This window comes from Vibrio sp. TMPB1044 (assembly GCF_030442075.1).
GTDB lineage: Bacteria > Pseudomonadota > Gammaproteobacteria > Enterobacterales > Vibrionaceae > Vibrio > Vibrio satsumensis.
In genome coordinates this window covers 323040-339909 of record NZ_JAUJED010000015.1, presented here as the reverse complement: position 1 = coordinate 339909, position 16870 = coordinate 323040, and the positions used below count along the sequence as shown (strand labels likewise).

Genomic DNA, 16870 nt, shown 5'->3' with positions numbered 1-16870 from the left:
AACATACTTATTTTTGTAAAAGTAATGCCCTCTCGATTCTGAGCATGGTTATTACATGAATAAACTTGAAATAACGTCACACTAAACATGTTAACTTGTTGTTTTTTATGGGTATAGTTTTTCATTGAGTTTTGTGGTGTGGTTCGGGCCAAGAAGGTTTCGAAATTTTACATTGATGAAGTGATTAATTAAATTAGCGCTGTCTGTTTAATCAATTAAATGGCGTATAAACAATGGTTATCAGAATAGATAATGACACTTTTAATAGTTGATAATATAAATTTAAAAATAAGGCAAAGACCTTATGGCTAGTTTAATTATAAAAAAATTGTCATATCCAGCGATAACGTTGTCTTTTCTTTAATTTCTTAACGAATAATATGTAGGGTCAACACTATGAAGTTGTCGATGAATAAGTCATTGTTAATAGCAATGTCAGCGTGTGTTTTTTCTAATGTAAGTGTTGCTGCAATTAACGGCGACTATCATGTGGTAGACGAAGATTTAACGGCTGATCACAACGAAAGCAACGGTGTGCCAATGCCTTTTTATGCTAACGGGAGAATGCAGTCAAAACTCAGTGTTTCTGTTTCCTTCGCAGATAGTTACGGCAGACCAGTGACCGTATCTAAGAGTGACTTAGAGGGAGCGATATCTTTTTACCTTAAGAATAGCGAACAAGAGTTAGGCAAAGATAAAGACTGTACCTATGGAAGAGATTGTTGGGGGTATACATTGAACCCAAATGACTATTCTCACCAAATGGGGAGCAGTTATGGGTACTCTAAGGGGCTACCAACGTCTCGGGTTTCAGCATCTGATACCAAATTAACCGCTTGGGTTTATAGCAATGAGGTAGCTCAGCATCGTGAAGTTTGTATGAAAGTTAAATTCAATACTGGTAGCCAATATGACAATAACTACTACGACAGCTGCGCTTATCCAAATGAATCAAGTGCCTTCTATCAAAGCGTACAGCCTAAGTCCTATAGTGCCGCCGACTTTTCAGAGATTGGAGAAGGTGACAAGGTATGGGAAGAGAGTAACGCTGATGGGTTCTATTTCGACAAAGCTGAGATGTATAACTTCTATGTGACGCCCAAAGATACTTCAGTGAAACTGGTCGAGGTTGCTATGGATAACTTCGACGAGTCGGACAGCGATAAGGTGTTCCTAAACGATGAGTGGTTAGGTTGTTATTCAGATTGTACTAATGGCTTTCGTTCAGTGAAAGGTTATGTGTTCGCTCCAGGTTCAGAGCGTAATGTATCTGATGAATATGTTTGGAATAGCGCCGCTGGCGAAGGTCGCACGGCGGTATGGCGAGTTAACCAGCAACTAAGATCAGTGACTCTGAGCCAATTGCTTTATTCAAATAGCGGGACATCGAACAATGATTCTCAAAAAGAGTACCGATTTACTGTATTTGACCAATACGGAAATAAAGGACCACTAAAGCTTATTTATCCTCAAAGTGAATTTACTGGTGGCGGCCAGAAATGGGATTACACCCATTGGAATCTCGTTAGCCAATAACATCCAGATAAAACAGAGTTAGCTCATCCACTTTGAGCTAACTCATTCACTTTAGGGGAAATTTATGTCTAATTGGACTTCAAACGCTTTTAACTTTGATAGCTTTTGTTCGGGCGGCGTAGACCAAAGAACCAGAAGCTATTCATATCAAATCTTACTTGGCTCTCTTATTGGTAACTGGCTTAAGGGACCAAACTTCGATATATCCATTCAATTCTCACCTTACTCGACGGACAACCTTGGTTTCGGTAAGGGCTGGAAATTGAATCTCCCAAGATACGACATCGAGAACCAACAGCTCTACCTTGCAAATGGGCAGTCCTACCGTGCTGAATTAAATGCCAATATCGAAATGAGTATTCGCTACAAGAAACTGCTCGATTTTTCGGTATCTTCTAGCGCGAATGGCTATGAAATTACGTATAAAAATGGCCGTATTGATCTTTTAGATAAAGATGGCGACATCATTAAGATCACTCAAAGTAATGGCCATGCTCTCTACTTTTCTTGGCTCAACGTGGGACAAAATAAGCGCCTAGATAAAATTTGGGATGATAGAACAACCAAACAGACCGCACTGTTGTGGGTCGAGTATATTTCGGTAGGGCGCGTTAATATTTTTACTAATATTGGCAGCACCCATGAAGCTTATTTCAGTCTTACTCTTAGCAATAACAAGCTCGTCAAATGCAATTTACCAGAACAAGCAGGTAGCTATAGTTTTGGTTATGAAAGCATTGGTTCATATACGCTAATCAATGAAGTAAATCACCCTTGTGGTTTGACCGAGCGTTTGAGATATAAAGCTGATGGTATTCGAGTCAACTCAATGACTTATTTACCAGCAGTTACTGCACACGATGTCCTCACCCTTAATTCGCCAGTTATTACCACAACCTACGACAGTGTTGGTACAGATAGCCGCAATTTCATGGGTTATGGTGTACGTGGTGGTGAATTAAGTGAAGGGCTTGATAACCTGCTTGAGCGTGGTTACGAATATACTTATCGCGTCCAAAAAATTGAAAATGGCACCGTTGTAACAGCGCAAACATACAATCAATTTCACTTACTCGTTGAAGAAGCTAGACAGGTTAACGGAAACCTTGTTCATTTGAAAAGGCTGGAATACCCAGCGATTGATAACCAACAGTTTTCGGATCAACCTGCTCAGTATTCTTTGATCAGTAAAGAGGAACAAATCTGGTTTTCTGGATCGGATAGCCAAGCTCAAAGTCGATTTTGGGACTATGACGAGTACGGCAACATGCTTAAGTTCGTTGATGAGAATGACATCGCAGAACGTTACGAATACTACGCTAAAAATGGTGAGGAAGGTTGTCCTGCATCGCCTACTGACATGGTGAATTTCGTAAAATCTCGTACGCTCAACAATGGATCAGAACAGAGAGTGATCTCTTATCAATATGCTTCTCTTGAGGGGCTGAATGGCCATCGTGATGTGGTTCTGAGTTTGGAAGAAGACGTCCAACGCTATAGAAGTCATTACGCTTATCAAACTGATACTGGTGATACTTACTCTTTCGGACGATTGGCTTCAGTCCAAAATGACATTCTTCATCCTAACGGCACGTATTCTGCTATTTCTCACTATCGCTATGAGTTGGATAGCGATGTCCTTGAAGAACACGAAGAGCTGACCTGTCACGACAATACGAAAACCAATCTTGCGGTTGGGCACTACCTTGATATTGGAGAACTCGCGCGTCATGTCGATTCAGACGGAGTTAGCTGTGCATTTACTTATGATTCGCTTCGTAGAACTACTGAAGAACGGATTGAAGGAAGTGCAGCCCGTTCGTATCAATACATTGTTGATACTGGTATGAGTCGACAAACCTTGTTGCTAACCGATTGCAAAGGCAACTTGTGTGAACAAAGCTGGGACGGTCAAGGACGTGAATTAGAGGCTAAAGTTGGTAGCTCGGTCGTATGGACAAAAATGTACGATGCGTTGGGCAGACTCCAAAGTAAGAGTACTTACGATGTGTTGCCTGATCGCAATTCCAGATCGGCGCCTGTGGTCTTAACAGAAAGCTATGAATACGATGAGTGGGATCAGGTTAAAGCGACTCTGTTAGCGAATGGAAAACGTCGTGTCGAGTTCAATAACCTCGCCTCACGTAAGAAAACTCAAGGTATTGAAGGCTTGACCATGACGGTCAGCTCTCTGAATAGCTGGGGGTTAGAAGAGAAAAAAGAGCAAGGCATCAACAGTTGGAATTATGAGTACGACTCATGGGGAAGATTGATTAAAGAAACGAATCCTCTCGCTCGATCTAAGCATTACCACTACGACCGTTTTGATCGTGTTGTTCGCATGACTCAAGCGAACGGTGTCGATCAAGATATCACTTACGCTGAACATACCGATCAGTCACAAGTTGTAGATCTGAAAATTGGTGGGGTGACTTTAGGGCAACGCGATATTGATGGATTGGGACGTCCGCGATCCTTGCGCAGAGGAGCGAGCCCCCAAGCTTCATTGGCGTGGACTTATGCGGATAGCAGCAATATCCCAGAAACTGAAACCAGCATGGCAGCCCCAACAAGGATATTTACTCGCGATAGCCAATTGGGTGTGCTAAGTGCTAAGTCGTCTGATGGGCAGGCTTCTAGTTACAGTCATGACCCAATATCCGGCTTACCGACAGGGAGTCAGGACAGTGAAGGTAATCAAAGTACCATTATCTACTCGACTAAAGGTTTGCCTGAAGCCGAGGTGAATGATGGTCAGTCTCGTTATTACAGCTACTCCGATGGTGGGGTTATCGCTGCAATTGATAGTGACACGGACACTCGCCAATATGGCTACGACGAACTCGGACGATTAGTGAAGTTGAGTTCAAATTCAACAACGGTTTACTACGAATATGATGAGTTTGATCGAGTGATACTAGAAACATTGATATCGGGTAATCAAACCCAAGTCACTGAACTCGAATGGGATGAATATAGTCGCGAAGTCAACCGAGCTATAGCCTTGAACGATAATTATATCTTTGAGCAGTCACAAGAATATAACGCGTTAGGGCTGCTTAATTCTCGTAAAAAGGAGTGTGCAACTTTAGGTAATCTGACGGAAATCTATACCTATGATGACCTTTCTCAGTTGACGAAAGTCGAGTTCTTCGGCGTTGGCCCACTGAGTGATTGGTCTCAGCCTATGACGTCTATTGATTGGAGCTTCGATGAGCTAGGTAACATGCTGACGCAACGCACAGTTACTACTGAATCTGAGGATTTCGCTCGTTACTTTTATGAATCGGATGATCCTTGCCAGTTGACTCGTATCACTCATTCCCACCCACAACTCGATGGTCAGGTAACAGTGAAATACGACTTGAATGGCAACATGGTTCAAGATGCGGATGGTCGAGTGCTCGAGTATGACAACTTCGATCGATTACAGCGTGTGCTAGCTGATAATACTGAATGGCTTTATCAGTATGACAGCAATGACCGATTGTCTGCACAGCTATCGTCTTCGGAATCTCGTCACTTTAGTTATCTATGGGGTGATCTCTCAGCAATAGAAGAAAATGGCAAACTGACTCAGTATGTCTATCACGAAGGGGTACCAATATGGTCAGAGACAGGCTCGGAGACGACCCTGTTAGCGACGGATCAAAATGGTTCTGTCATTGCCTCTAATACTTCAGGGAAAACGGGCTCGATGTACCGTTACTCTCCATATGGACAACGCGATCAAGCGGGGAATGCAAATGAATAATAAAGACTCGGTATTTATTACCCCACTTAATCGCCGTCAGTTTCTGATTAAAATTGGTCAAACAGCGGCAGTGGCTGGTGGCATATCCTTGCTACCGACTTCAGTTCGTTTGGCGATGGCGCAGTCGATGACAATCTCTCATTCAGACATTGGCTTCAATGGTGAGTGGCTAGACCCCGTGTTGCAAGGTTATCACTTAGGACAAGGCTATCGTGTTTACCAACCTAAGCTGATGCGTTTCAATGCCCCCGACAGTTTGGCGCCTTTTAATGAGGGTGTTCATAATGCTTATGTGTATTGTCACAATGATCCTATTAATTTCACTGACCCAAGTGGGCACCTGAACATCAGCAAGATCTTGTTTGGTGCTTTTGGTGTGATCGCGGGTATTGTGGGTATTGCATTGGCGGCACCTACTGGTGGATCAAGCTTGGTGTTGGCGGCTGGTATCATCGGTGGTATTGCTGGGATGACCAGTGGCGCATTGCAAATCGCATCTGGCGTTATCGATGATGGGGACATTTCCCGTAAACTCGATATAGCGACGATTCCGTTCGATATTATTGGTGTGGTGAGTGGTGGATATTCGGCCTATAAGTCGGTTCAGAATCTGCGTTGGGTAAGAGCTGGTGGTGCTTTGGAAGATGTGACACAGCCAGGCCTTGGCTCTCGCTTAATGAATAAAATCAGGCCTTCGAGTGAGTACAATGTGGCATGGGCGAGTAAAACGAACCCGGCCATGCGCATAGGAAGCTCTGAGGGACGGGTGATAGCGACCAGAATGACTCAGGGCGGCAAGACGATGACGTACACGCCACCTCCGATTCATGGTGGTTACACAAAGATCCTCCTTGGGCAAGTAAAGGTTGGTGCACGTGGCTATACCATCTATCAAGGTATAATGACGGCGCGCTCGATTGGCAGTTTGGGCTGGTCTACGGTCAAAACGATACCTGGGCGCTTGGATCAGGAAAAGTCATCAGCGGATAATATGGTAACTGAAGGCAGAAGTGCTAATCCTGCTGCTAAGAAGACCCAAATGTACGCACTCGAAGAGACCAGACAGCGCATAAAATATGGTAATGAAGTACAGCAAATGATCCGTCAATTGCCATTGTCTTAGCCTGCTCTATTTTTTCTTGAACAATGTAAAGCCAGCCCAACCTTAGTTGAGCTGGTTTTTTTGTATTTAGTATTGGCGTTTTTGAACGTTAGCTGTAAATCATGAGCACTTCCCTTAGATTCACTTTGTGATCAAAAAAAGATCAAAAACAGTTGTTGAAACCGGTTTCAATGTGTATCTTTATTGTATCTTGAAATCGGTTTCAGAGTTGCAGCTTTTAAGTTTGTTATCTTAAACCTATCTATTTTCTAGCGAATAACTTGTAGCGAGTGATGGTATGAACAACGAATTTCCAAACGATTTTTTATGGGGTGGCGCGGTTGCGGCGCATCAGCTAGAAGGCGGCTGGGATGCGAATGGTAAAGGTGTGAGTGTGGTCGATGTGTTAACGGCAGGCGCTCATGGAGTACAACGTCGAATCACCGATGGTGTAATCGATGGTGAAAACTACCCAAACCAAGTGGCGGTTGATTTCTACCATCGCTACAAAGAAGACATTAAGTTATTTGCTGAGATGGGCTTTAAGTGTTTCCGTACTAGTATCGCGTGGACGCGTATTTTCCCGAATGGTGATGAAGCTGAGCCATGTGAAGCGGGCTTAAAATTTTACGATGACCTGTTTGATGAGCTTCTGAAATACGATATTCAGCCAGTTGTGACGCTGAGCCACTTTGAAATGCCTTACCATCTAGCCAAAGAATACGGTGGCTGGATGAACCGTAAAGTGATCGACTTCTTTGTTAAGTACTCAACCATGGTGATGGAGCGTTACCAGCACAAAGTGAAATACTGGATGACGTTTAACGAGATCAACAACCAGATGAATACCTCGGCAGATATCTTCGGTTGGTTGTGCTCTGGCGTGAAGTTCCCACATTGCGAAAAGCCTCAAGAAGCGATGTACCAAGCGGTTCACCACCAGTTTGTTGCAAGCGCATTGGTAGTTAAGAAAGGTCATGAGATCAACCCAGATCTTCAGATCGGTGCAATGTGTGCGATGGTGCCTTTCTACCCTCGTTCTTCAAAGCCAGAAGACATCATGGTGGCGCAGCAAGCAATGCGTGATCGTTATTTCTTCTCTGATGTCATGGTTCGTGGTCACTACCCAAGCTACGCAAAACGCGATTGGGCTATTAAAGGCTTCAATATTGAGATGCAGCCTGAAGATGAGCAAATCTTAAAAGAAGGCAAAGCTGACTATCTCGGTTTTAGCTACTACATGTCGAATACTTTGGATTCTTCTTCGCATCAGTCGACTGAAGACGTAATGGATGGTGGTCATGAAAATTCGGTCGATAACCCGTTCATCAAGTCGAGCGATTGGGGCTGGCCGATTGACCCAACAGGCCTGCGTTATTGCTTAGCATCTCTTTATGAGCGCTATGAAGTACCACTGTTCATCGTTGAGAATGGTTTTGGCGCGGTTGATACCATCGAAGAAGATGGCAGCATCAATGATGACTATCGTATTGCCTACCTTGGAGATCACATCAAAGAGATGAAAAAAGCCGTTGCGATTGATGGTGTTGACTTAATGGGCTACACCCCTTGGGGCTGTATCGATTTGGTGTCGTTCACCACTGGTGAGATGAAAAAGCGTTACGGATTCATTTATGTAGACAAACACAACGACCAATCAGGAACATTAGAGCGCAAACGTAAGAAGTCGTTTGAGTGGTACAAAGGCGTGATTGCATCTAATGGTGCCTCTATTTAGAATGCCTCTTGTTGCGTCGTCCTATGTAATATAAAGATACGCGCAATATGAATTAGCATTAAATTAGTCGGCTTATGTCGGCTAATTTTTTATATGAGGAAAGAAGCAAATGGTGACAATGCTTGATGTCGCGAACCGCGCAGGCGTATCTAAGTCGACGGTTTCTCGTGTCTTAAACGGCAAGAACATCGTAAGGCCTGACGTTGCCAAGAAGGTCTTTGATGCGATTCAAGAAACGGGCTATCGACCAAACCTGTTAGCTCAGCAATTGGCGACCAAGAAGACCAACTTCATCGGTTTTGTTATCACTAATGAGCTGTTCAATGGCCCTTACTTCTCTTCCTTGATGTATCACGCAGCATCTTATAGCGAAAAATCGAATCATCAACTGGTGATCACCGATGGCAAACACAGCGCTGAAGACGAAAGAAAGGCGATCAATTTCTTACTCGACATGAAATGCGCGGGTATCATCATTTATCCGCAGTGCTTAACTGAAAGCGAGATTACTCAGATCATCGAAAGCACGGATACACCAATTTTGGTGCTCAATCGTGAAATGCCGTCGAAGCCCAATCACGCAATTACCACAGATCATTATCAAAGTGCTTGTTTGATGGTTGAACATATCATCGAGCAGGGTCATGCAGAGATTGCGGTAATTCGTGGTAAAGCGGGTTCTTCAACGGATGAACAACGTTACCAAGCTTATCAATATGTGTTAACCAAGCACGGTATTGCAGTGAATGAACTTAATGTCGTTCAGGGTGATTGGACAATGGAGAGTGGTTACCGTGCCGCGCAAGCTTTAGTGGAAAGCAAAGCAAGCTTCACTGCGATCTTGTCTGAAAACGATGACATGGCGATTGGCGCGATTAAAGCGTTAACAGAGCTGGGTTACTCATTACCTAAAGACATCTCTATTGTTGGCTTTGATAACAGTAAAGTGGGCGAATTTCTAACGCCAAGCTTAACCTCTGTGAGTGTGCCACTCGAACAGATGACGCAAAAAGCTATCCTGAAAATCGTCGGAGACTCGGAACAAGCAGGTGCTATTAACACCACTGGTAGCCTTGTGATTCGCGACTCGGTAGCCCAGCGTATCTAAGCCGCGTGCAACGCACTTAATTAAACCGGCCTTTGCTTGATAGCAAAGGCTTTTTTATTTGCACTATCTATGTTTCTTGCTTGGTTTAGAAGCGATTTAAATTGGCCGAACACTACAAATCGTGACTGGCAGCGCATCTCAGAAATCCTCTTAAAACCGTGCTTATTATGAGAGTTAAAGATATGCGACATTGCGTTCTTTGGTCGATGAATTGACCACTATTAGTTAAGTTATGTGAAAACGGTAAGTAGTGTGAAAATAGGTAAGTAACGTGAAAACAGAAAAACAAAAAATGCTAGCAGGTGAACCATATCAGGCTTGGGATGAAGAGCTTTATTCAGCTCGAATTGAGTGTCGTAAGGTACTTCAAAAACTCAACAACAGTATTCCTGATACGTCTGAATGGAAAACTGCAACCCAAGAGCTCATTCCTGGCTGTGAAAATGCGCATTTGGAGCCACCATTTCGCTGTGATTACGGCTCGAACATCAAGTTGGGTAAGAACTTCTACGCTAACTTTAACTGCGTGATTTTGGATGTGGCTGAAGTCACCATTGGTGACAATGTGCTGCTTGGCCCTAATGTACAAATCCTTACAGCAGGCCATCCATTAGATGTGAAAGGCCGAGTTGAAGACGGCGTTGAGTTCGGTACACCAATTACCATTGGCGATAATGTTTGGCTTGGTGGTGGTGTGATTATTTGCCCCGGCGTCACCATTGGTGAAAACAGCGTGATTGGCGCCGGAAGCGTCGTGACTAAAGACATTCCAGCTAACGTGGTTGCCGTGGGTAATCCATGTAAAGTGCTGAAATCGATCGATAACGACTAAATTTACTGGATACTTTCATCATCTACATTAGAGCCATTTTCTATTGTGTAGGTGATGAACTTAGCTTTCTCGATTAATTATTACCAATACGTAATAATCATTTCCAAAAATAGGGGATTATCAAAATTGGTATCCCTACCTATACTAGCCCCAACAAAACGAGAGAGCGATAACAAACAAGCTCAACGTTGACTGACTAATATAGGAAATATCACATGACTATCGAAATTAAACCTGGTCAAACTCATATCCAATCTAAAGCTATGGTTGCTTGGAAAGCAGGTGAGCCACTAAAGCGTGAAACGGTTAACGTTGAACTGCCAAAGGCTGGCGAAGTACTTGTTCGTATCGTTGCTACTGGTGTTTGTCACACTGACGCATTCACTCTTTCAGGTGACGATCCAGAAGGTATCTTCCCTTCTATCCTTGGTCACGAAGGTGGCGGCATCGTTGAAATGATCGGCGAAGGCGTAACAAGCGTTGAAGTTGGCGACCACGTTATCCCACTTTACACAGCTGAGTGTGGCGAATGTAAATTCTGTAAGTCTGGTAAAACTAACCTTTGTCAGGCGGTCCGTGAAACTCAAGGTAAAGGCCTAATGCCAGATGGTACAAGCCGTTTCTCTATAAACGGTGAGCCAATCTTCCACTACATGGGTTGCTCTACTTTCTCTGAGTACACGGTACTTCCAGAAATTTCACTAGCGAAAGTAAACAAAGAAGCACCTCTTGAGGAGGTTTGTCTTCTAGGTTGTGGCGTAACTACTGGTATGGGTGCGGTACTGAACACAGCGAAAGTTGAAAAAGGCGACACAGTTGCTGTATTCGGCCTAGGTGGTATCGGTCTTTCTGCAATCATTGGTGCTCGTATGGCTGGTGCAAGCAAAATCATCGGTGTTGATATCAACGAGAGCAAGTTCGAGCTAGCGAAACAACTAGGCGCGACTGACTGCATCAACCCAATGAACTACGACAAGCCAATCCAAGACGTTATCGTTGAGATGACAGACGGTGGTGTTGATTACTCATTCGAATGTATCGGTAACGTAAACGTGATGCGTCAAGCACTAGAGTGCTGCCACAAAGGTTGGGGTGAATCAGTTGTGATTGGTGTTGCTGGCGCTGGTCAAGAGATCTCAACTCGTCCGTTCCAACTAGTAACTGGTCGTGTATGGCGTGGTTCTGCTTTCGGTGGTGTTAAAGGTCGCTCAGAGCTTCCAGAAATCGTAAACCGTTACATGGCAGGTGAATTCGGACTACAAGAGTTCATCACTCATACTATGGGTCTAGATGACGTAAACGAAGCATTTGAATTAATGCACAAAGGTGAGTCTATCCGTACTGTTCTACACATGGATAAATAGCCTTAAATCTTAAACCTCATCTGGTTTTCATAAAGTCCGTTAGATTGAATCTAACGGACTTTATTTTTTCCTAGGCATGCTTTACCAAGGCATATTTTTATTAAAGGCGTTTCCCTTTAATAAAGGTATCTGAATTGTCCTACAGGGTTACTGGAATCGTCCTTATGTTGACCAAACTTCGCCGCTCTCTACCTCTTCAACTGATGCTAGCTGCATTGCTTGCTTGGTTTCTCGCACAACTTATTTCTCCAACATCTGATGTAACCCAGTCGGGTTGGTATCAGTTCTTAATGCTTGGCAAAACTACCTATATCGGCTTGCTAAAAATGGTCGTTGGGTTAGTGGTTTTATTCTCGTTATTGCAGGGTATAACAAGCATTGGCTCGATAACTCGATTGAAGAAAATTGGCCGCAATACGGTGCTTTTCTATAGCTTCACGACGTTGGTGGCCATTTCTTTGGGCTTGGGTGCCTCACTGTTGCTGCCTGCTTGGGAACCACTAACTAGCTTCGCTCCGGTTGGAGATGGTGTTCAGCTCATAAGTGAAGATGCTGCAGGCGGAGCTGCGATTGCCAGCAAGCTTTTTAGTATGGCACTAGTGAACCCGGTAGCGGCGTTAACCAATGGTAACTTGCTCGCGATTGTCGTGTTCTCATTCATGCTGGGTATTGCTCTACTTTCTTCATTGCCAGAAAAACACCCAATTTTTGAGGTGCTTAATGGTTTGAACAAGAGCATCAATACTATTGTCGGTTGGATCATTCATTTAGCTCCGCTAGCGGTTTTCGCCATTGTTCTCGATTTTACAGTTCGTGGTGGTGAGTCACTGTTTGAGCAATTGGCGCTGTTTGCTTTGCTCGTGTTTGTGCTGACTTTGATCCACGGAGCGATTGTACTGCCGACTATTGCGAAGGTGATGACCGGGATTCGTCTTAGCACACTATTCAAAGGTATCTCGGCACCGATGGCGATGGCGTTCGCAACGTCATCAAGCTCTGCTACCTTGCCACTTGCGATGAAGAGTGCGGAAGAAAAGCTCGGTGTATCGCAAAGTACGAGCAGCATGGTGTTACCACTTGGTGCAGTGATGAACATGGATGGTACGGCACTCTTCGAAGGGGTTGCGGCAATTTTCTTGGCTCAGTTGTTCGGTGTTGATCTCACCACTTCTGGCTTGGTGATGATCTTCATTATGGCGATGGTCTCTTCTGTGGGGGCTCCGGGTATGCCATCTGGATCTATGTCTGGCATGCAGCTGGTGTTATTGGCCGCTGGTATACCACTGGAAGCGATCGCGATTCTGCTCATTATTGAACGCCCGTTAGATACATTCCGTACCGCGGTGAACGTAGAAGGTGACATGATTGCTGCACTGGTCGTGGATAAATGGCAGAAACAACAAACAACAGTGTCTGAGCCAACACTGAGCGAGTCTCCAGCTTAGCGAATATTCTGATTTGATTAAAAAGCCCGTTCAGACATTATGAACGGGCTTTTTGTTGTTTGTTAATGTATGCAGTCATTCAGTGTTGATCGGTACATAACCTTTATGCGAACAACAGATTTAGCGCTTACGTAAGTAGTGAGTGGTTACGATCTCATCAAGGTAAGTCGTGACACTTTTCAGTGTAAAGTCGAGAGGAGAGACTAAGTCACCAAATAGCGGGGAGCCACCACCAAGCACGACAGGAATGGTCGAGATGATCAGCTCATCAATCAGGTCTTCTTTCATGAAGTTTTGAATGGTGATGCCGCCATCGATGTACAAGTTCTTTAGGCCTTTGTTGTTCAAATCCGCGACAATCTGTTTAAGCTCGCCCTTCATCAAAAATACCTTACCTTCAAGTTCTTGAGGTACTTCATTTAAAGTGTTACTCAATACATAAACAGGCTTTGTGTAAGGCCAATCAATACCGAAGCTCAACACCATATCCATTGTATTTCGGCCCATTACTAAAGCATCAATACGATCGATATGGGCGTTGTACCCCATGTCATCACCCTCTGGGTTTGGGATTGCTTGTAGCCAATCTAGACTACCTTTTTTGTCTGCAATGTAACCATCAAGACTCGCACCGATAAAGACAATATTTGACATTGTTAACTCCGAAATTGAACTGGAACTTGGCATTCACGCTCTATTAAATTAAAATATTCTACAGTGTAGAAATTAAGTTTAAGAGGTGGTGATATGACTGTCAAGGATCAAAAACGAGGTCGACCAAAGAGTGGATCAAGCCAACTGAGTGCCGAAAAGATCTTAGATACGGCAAAGGGCATGATGCGTGAAGGCGGTAAAGTTCCGAGTATCAGAGGGTTAGCCACAGAACTCGGCGTAGATGCGATGGCGATATACCATTACTTCAAAAACAAAAATGATCTATTGGAATCGATCACTGTCTCTTTGGTGGAAGAGGTGGCACAGCCTGAACAGAACCAAGAGTGGCAAGAGAATCTTTATCAACTCAGCGTGAGTTACCTGTCGGTGTTAAATGACTATAGTGGCTTACTTGAAACCTTGTTAACGATGAAGTCGCTTGGGCCCGTTGAGGTATTTAGTGAGCGCTTTGAAGCGGTAGTGAACCCGCTGAATCTCACACTAGAGCAAACCGAAGACGCTCTTCATTTGCTAGTGGACTATTTACACGGTTACGCGCTTGCATTGAACTGTAACCCGGATAGAACAGAGATTACGGTTGAGATGGTGAGAAAGCCTTTAGGCCTCTATTGTTTGGGTATCGAGCAGCTGAAATCGTTGTGATCTTGCAGCAAAGATTGATAGACGAAGAGGGTACTTTGGTGCTGTGTTGCTCACGTTCGAGTAGTGATGTTTCATTTATACTGGATAATTACCTATAAATTTATGGATTTAGCAGTAATAATCAATGAATAGACCTGAATAGCTTGTGAGTCGAAAGCTGTCGGGACAACTCTCAAAGACGTCATCGTGAAAAGGAAGTCAGACACATGCCTGTGCTCCAACGCATCAGTTTAACCTTAATTTTAGCCGCTATTCTGGGCGGTTGTTCTTCATTACCAGAAGGCATCGACCACTCTGCAGAACCGTACACCTCTTATGGACCAAGCACTTTGTCGGTTTTGGCAGATGAATATCAACCAGCATCAGAGCAGGCGACGACCGCCGTTCGTTTACAAGAATCCGGTTGGGATGCTTTAGCGCAGCGATTGGCGTTGGTTGAAAGTGCAGAGCACACCATTGATATTCAATACTACATCTGGAACTCAGATGAATCAGGCAGCTACCTCGCCAGCCGTTTGTTAGCCGCGGCTGAGCGTGGTGTGAAGGTTCGCGTAATGCTGGATGATATCAATCTCAACGAGCGTGAAGGCCTATTATCGGCACTCGACGCTCACCCGAATGTCGAGATCCGCATCTTCAACCCAACACCAACGCGCCGTGGTTTCAGTAAGTGGTTGAGCTTCCTTGGCGACTTCTCTCGCTTAAACCGCCGTATGCACAACAAGTCGTTTACCGTAGATGGCACCTTGTCTGTGGTTGGTGGACGTAATATTGGTGATGAATATTTCGATCTTTCTGACGAGATCAACTTCCGAGATCGTGATGTATTGGTGATGGGAACAGTCGTTACCACTATCCAAACCAGCTTTATTGAGTATTGGGACAGCCGTTGGTCTTACCCAGTCGATATGTTAGGTGACGAGGAACAACCGGATCTTTCAAAGATTGACGATATAACCGTTCCGCAATACAAAAACTACCCAGAGTTACCATTAAATCCTGAGGCTGCTGATAGCTTGCTGAAAGAGGTGATTGGTGAGATGACTTGGGTAAATGCGCGTTTTGTTTACGATCCACCAGTGCCTATCGATTCAGACAATACCGATCAACCGAAAGCGACCGCGGTTCTTCTTGGGAAACTAGCGAGCGAATCGAAACAAGAGATCTTGCTTGAATCGGCTTATCTAGTGTTTGATGATGGTCAACTTGATGAGTGGCAATCTCTGAGTAACAACAATGTTGAAATAAAGGCGCTGACCAATTCAATGGCCTCTAATGATCTTGTGAGCAACCACTCTGCTTACGCTGGAAGACGCTCCGATATGCTAGAGCATGGTATTGATCTGTTTGAGCTCAAACCAGAGTCTCAGCTGTGTGAAGAATCGACTCAAGACGCGACTAAATGCGCTCCAACGACCGCCTATGGTCTGCATGCTAAATCAGTCGTATTTGACCGCAGCATTGCGAGTATCGGATCATTTAACTTCAACTTGCGCTCTACCTATCTCAATACTGAATCGGTTTTGATCATCGAGAATAAAGAGATTGCTGAAACATTAGCAGAAACTATTGAGCAAGCGATGAGTGAAGAAAACAGCTGGCGATTAGAACTGGAAGACGGTGATGTGTATTGGTATTCCGGCGAGCAAAGTTGGGACAGCGAACCTGAAACAGGCAAGTGGGAACGAATGCAGTCAGGCTTCCTGCAGTTGTTACCGATAGAGAAGTACTTGTAAGAGAATTAATCCCGTAGAAATGAAAAATGTCAGCGTATCTTACGCTGACATTTTTGTTTGTGATGGCGAAAATTGAGCTCGCTCATCTGAGTCTTTTCTGTATTGAGCTCTGTTCTAGACTTATCGCTTGGTCAGCTGTTTGCTGTTTAAGTAAGGCAGAATGTGTGGGCGAGATTCGCCAGACAGCTTCTGTGTGATCTGTTGTGACCAACTGCTCTGCTTTTGATTGCTTGAGTGGTTTGCGTAATAGCTTTGCATTGATTCATCGTAGCTCGTGATTTCATCTAGGCTCAATGGCTGGTATTGGTTTTCGTGCATTACTACGTGAGCTGGAAGGCGAGGCTTAACCTCTGGTTGCTGCGCCGGGTGACCTAAACACATTCCGAACAATACGGCGGTGTGTTGTGGTAGTTCTAACAGTTCATCGACTTGTTGTGCGCTGTTACGCAAACCACCAATGTACACACCACCTAAGCCAAGAGATTCCGCAGCCAGCATGCAATTTTGCGCCATGATGCCAGAATCTACCGCGCCAATCAGAGTCAGTTCGGTAAAGTCGGTTTTCACTTCAGGGTTGATTTGAGCGTGGCGTTGATAGTCGATACAGAACACCAAAAACTCAGCCGCGTTCTCAACGTAAGCTTGGTTACCTGCATATTCCGCTAGCAGCTTACGCTTCTCTTTGTCTGTCACTCTCACGATAGAAACAGCCTGCAGTAAGCTCGATGATGAAGCCGCGAGACCAGCCTGAATAATCACATCAAGTTGTGCTTTTTCAATCGGTTGATTTGTATATTGACGAATGGAGCGGTGCCCCAGAATAGTTTCAATCGTGCTGTTCATAACTCTCAGACAGTCCTTGTGATGATGACGTAGAGAATCACAATAACGACTATTACCATGAGCGTAAAGGGGGACAGAGCCTTTCTGTTTGGCGA

Annotated in this window: 12 protein-coding genes; 10 read left to right on the top strand and 2 right to left on the bottom strand. The window is 44.3% G+C overall.

Annotated features, from left to right (window positions below; all coding sequences use genetic code 11):
- Nucleotides 1–408: 408 nt before the first annotated feature.
- The 8 genes from QQ041_RS10830 (at nt 409) to QQ041_RS10795 (ending at nt 12879) form a co-directional block, all read left to right on the top strand.
- The gene (locus tag QQ041_RS10830) at nt 409–1536 is read left to right on the top strand and encodes a hypothetical protein (protein WP_285953902.1); all 1128 of its coding nucleotides are present in this window, start codon (nt 409–411) and stop codon (nt 1534–1536) included.
- 64 nt (nt 1537–1600) lie between these two features.
- Complete coding sequence (locus QQ041_RS10825) at nt 1601–5290, top strand: RHS repeat protein (protein WP_285953901.1); 3690 nt, start codon at nt 1601–1603, stop codon at nt 5288–5290.
- Entirely contained in the window at nt 5283–6413 is a 1131-nt protein-coding gene (locus tag QQ041_RS10820) for an RHS repeat-associated core domain-containing protein (protein ID WP_285953900.1), read from the top strand. Before QQ041_RS10825 ends, QQ041_RS10820 begins: the two co-directional genes overlap by 8 nt.
- A gap of 277 nt (nt 6414–6690) precedes the next feature.
- Complete coding sequence (locus QQ041_RS10815; RefSeq protein ID WP_285953899.1) at nt 6691–8130, top strand: 6-phospho-beta-glucosidase; 1440 nt, start codon at nt 6691–6693, stop codon at nt 8128–8130.
- 109 nt (nt 8131–8239) lie between these two features.
- Nucleotides 8240–9238, top strand: a complete 999-nt coding sequence (locus QQ041_RS10810) for a LacI family DNA-binding transcriptional regulator (protein WP_285953898.1) — start codon at nt 8240–8242, stop codon at nt 9236–9238.
- A 271-nt stretch (nt 9239–9509) separates the two neighbouring features.
- The gene (locus tag QQ041_RS10805; RefSeq protein ID WP_285953897.1) at nt 9510–10070 is read left to right on the top strand and encodes a sugar O-acetyltransferase; all 561 of its coding nucleotides are present in this window, start codon (nt 9510–9512) and stop codon (nt 10068–10070) included.
- 215 nt (nt 10071–10285) lie between these two features.
- Nucleotides 10286–11434: an S-(hydroxymethyl)glutathione dehydrogenase/class III alcohol dehydrogenase gene (locus QQ041_RS10800; protein WP_285953896.1), complete on the top strand. Its 1149-nt coding sequence runs from the start codon at nt 10286–10288 to the stop codon at nt 11432–11434.
- Nucleotides 11435–11598: 164 nt separating this feature from the next.
- Nucleotides 11599–12879 carry a dicarboxylate/amino acid:cation symporter gene (locus QQ041_RS10795; RefSeq protein WP_285953895.1) on the top strand — a complete coding sequence of 427 codons (1281 nt, stop codon included), beginning with the start codon at nt 11599–11601 and terminating at the stop codon, nt 12877–12879.
- Between the two features lie 120 nt (nt 12880–12999).
- Here the strand turns inward: QQ041_RS10795 and QQ041_RS10790 are convergent, their stop codons facing one another.
- Nucleotides 13000–13533, bottom strand: coding sequence for a dihydrofolate reductase family protein (locus tag QQ041_RS10790; RefSeq protein WP_285953894.1), 534 nt, complete (start codon nt 13531–13533; stop codon nt 13000–13002).
- A gap of 93 nt (nt 13534–13626) precedes the next feature.
- On the opposite strand from QQ041_RS10790, the gene QQ041_RS10785 reads away from it, so the two are divergent.
- Together QQ041_RS10785 and QQ041_RS10780 are read left to right on the top strand one after the other, a co-directional pair.
- Entirely contained in the window at nt 13627–14196 is a 570-nt protein-coding gene (locus QQ041_RS10785) for a TetR/AcrR family transcriptional regulator (RefSeq protein WP_285953893.1), read from the top strand.
- 206 nt (nt 14197–14402) lie between these two features.
- Nucleotides 14403–15932 carry a phospholipase D family protein gene (locus QQ041_RS10780; RefSeq protein ID WP_285953892.1) on the top strand — a complete coding sequence of 510 codons (1530 nt, stop codon included), beginning with the start codon at nt 14403–14405 and terminating at the stop codon, nt 15930–15932.
- Between the two features lie 120 nt (nt 15933–16052).
- Here the strand turns inward: QQ041_RS10780 and nfsA are convergent, their stop codons facing one another.
- Nucleotides 16053–16775, bottom strand: a complete 723-nt coding sequence (nfsA, locus tag QQ041_RS10775) for an oxygen-insensitive NADPH nitroreductase (RefSeq protein WP_285953936.1) — start codon at nt 16773–16775, stop codon at nt 16053–16055.
- Nucleotides 16776–16870: the final 95 nt, after the last annotated feature.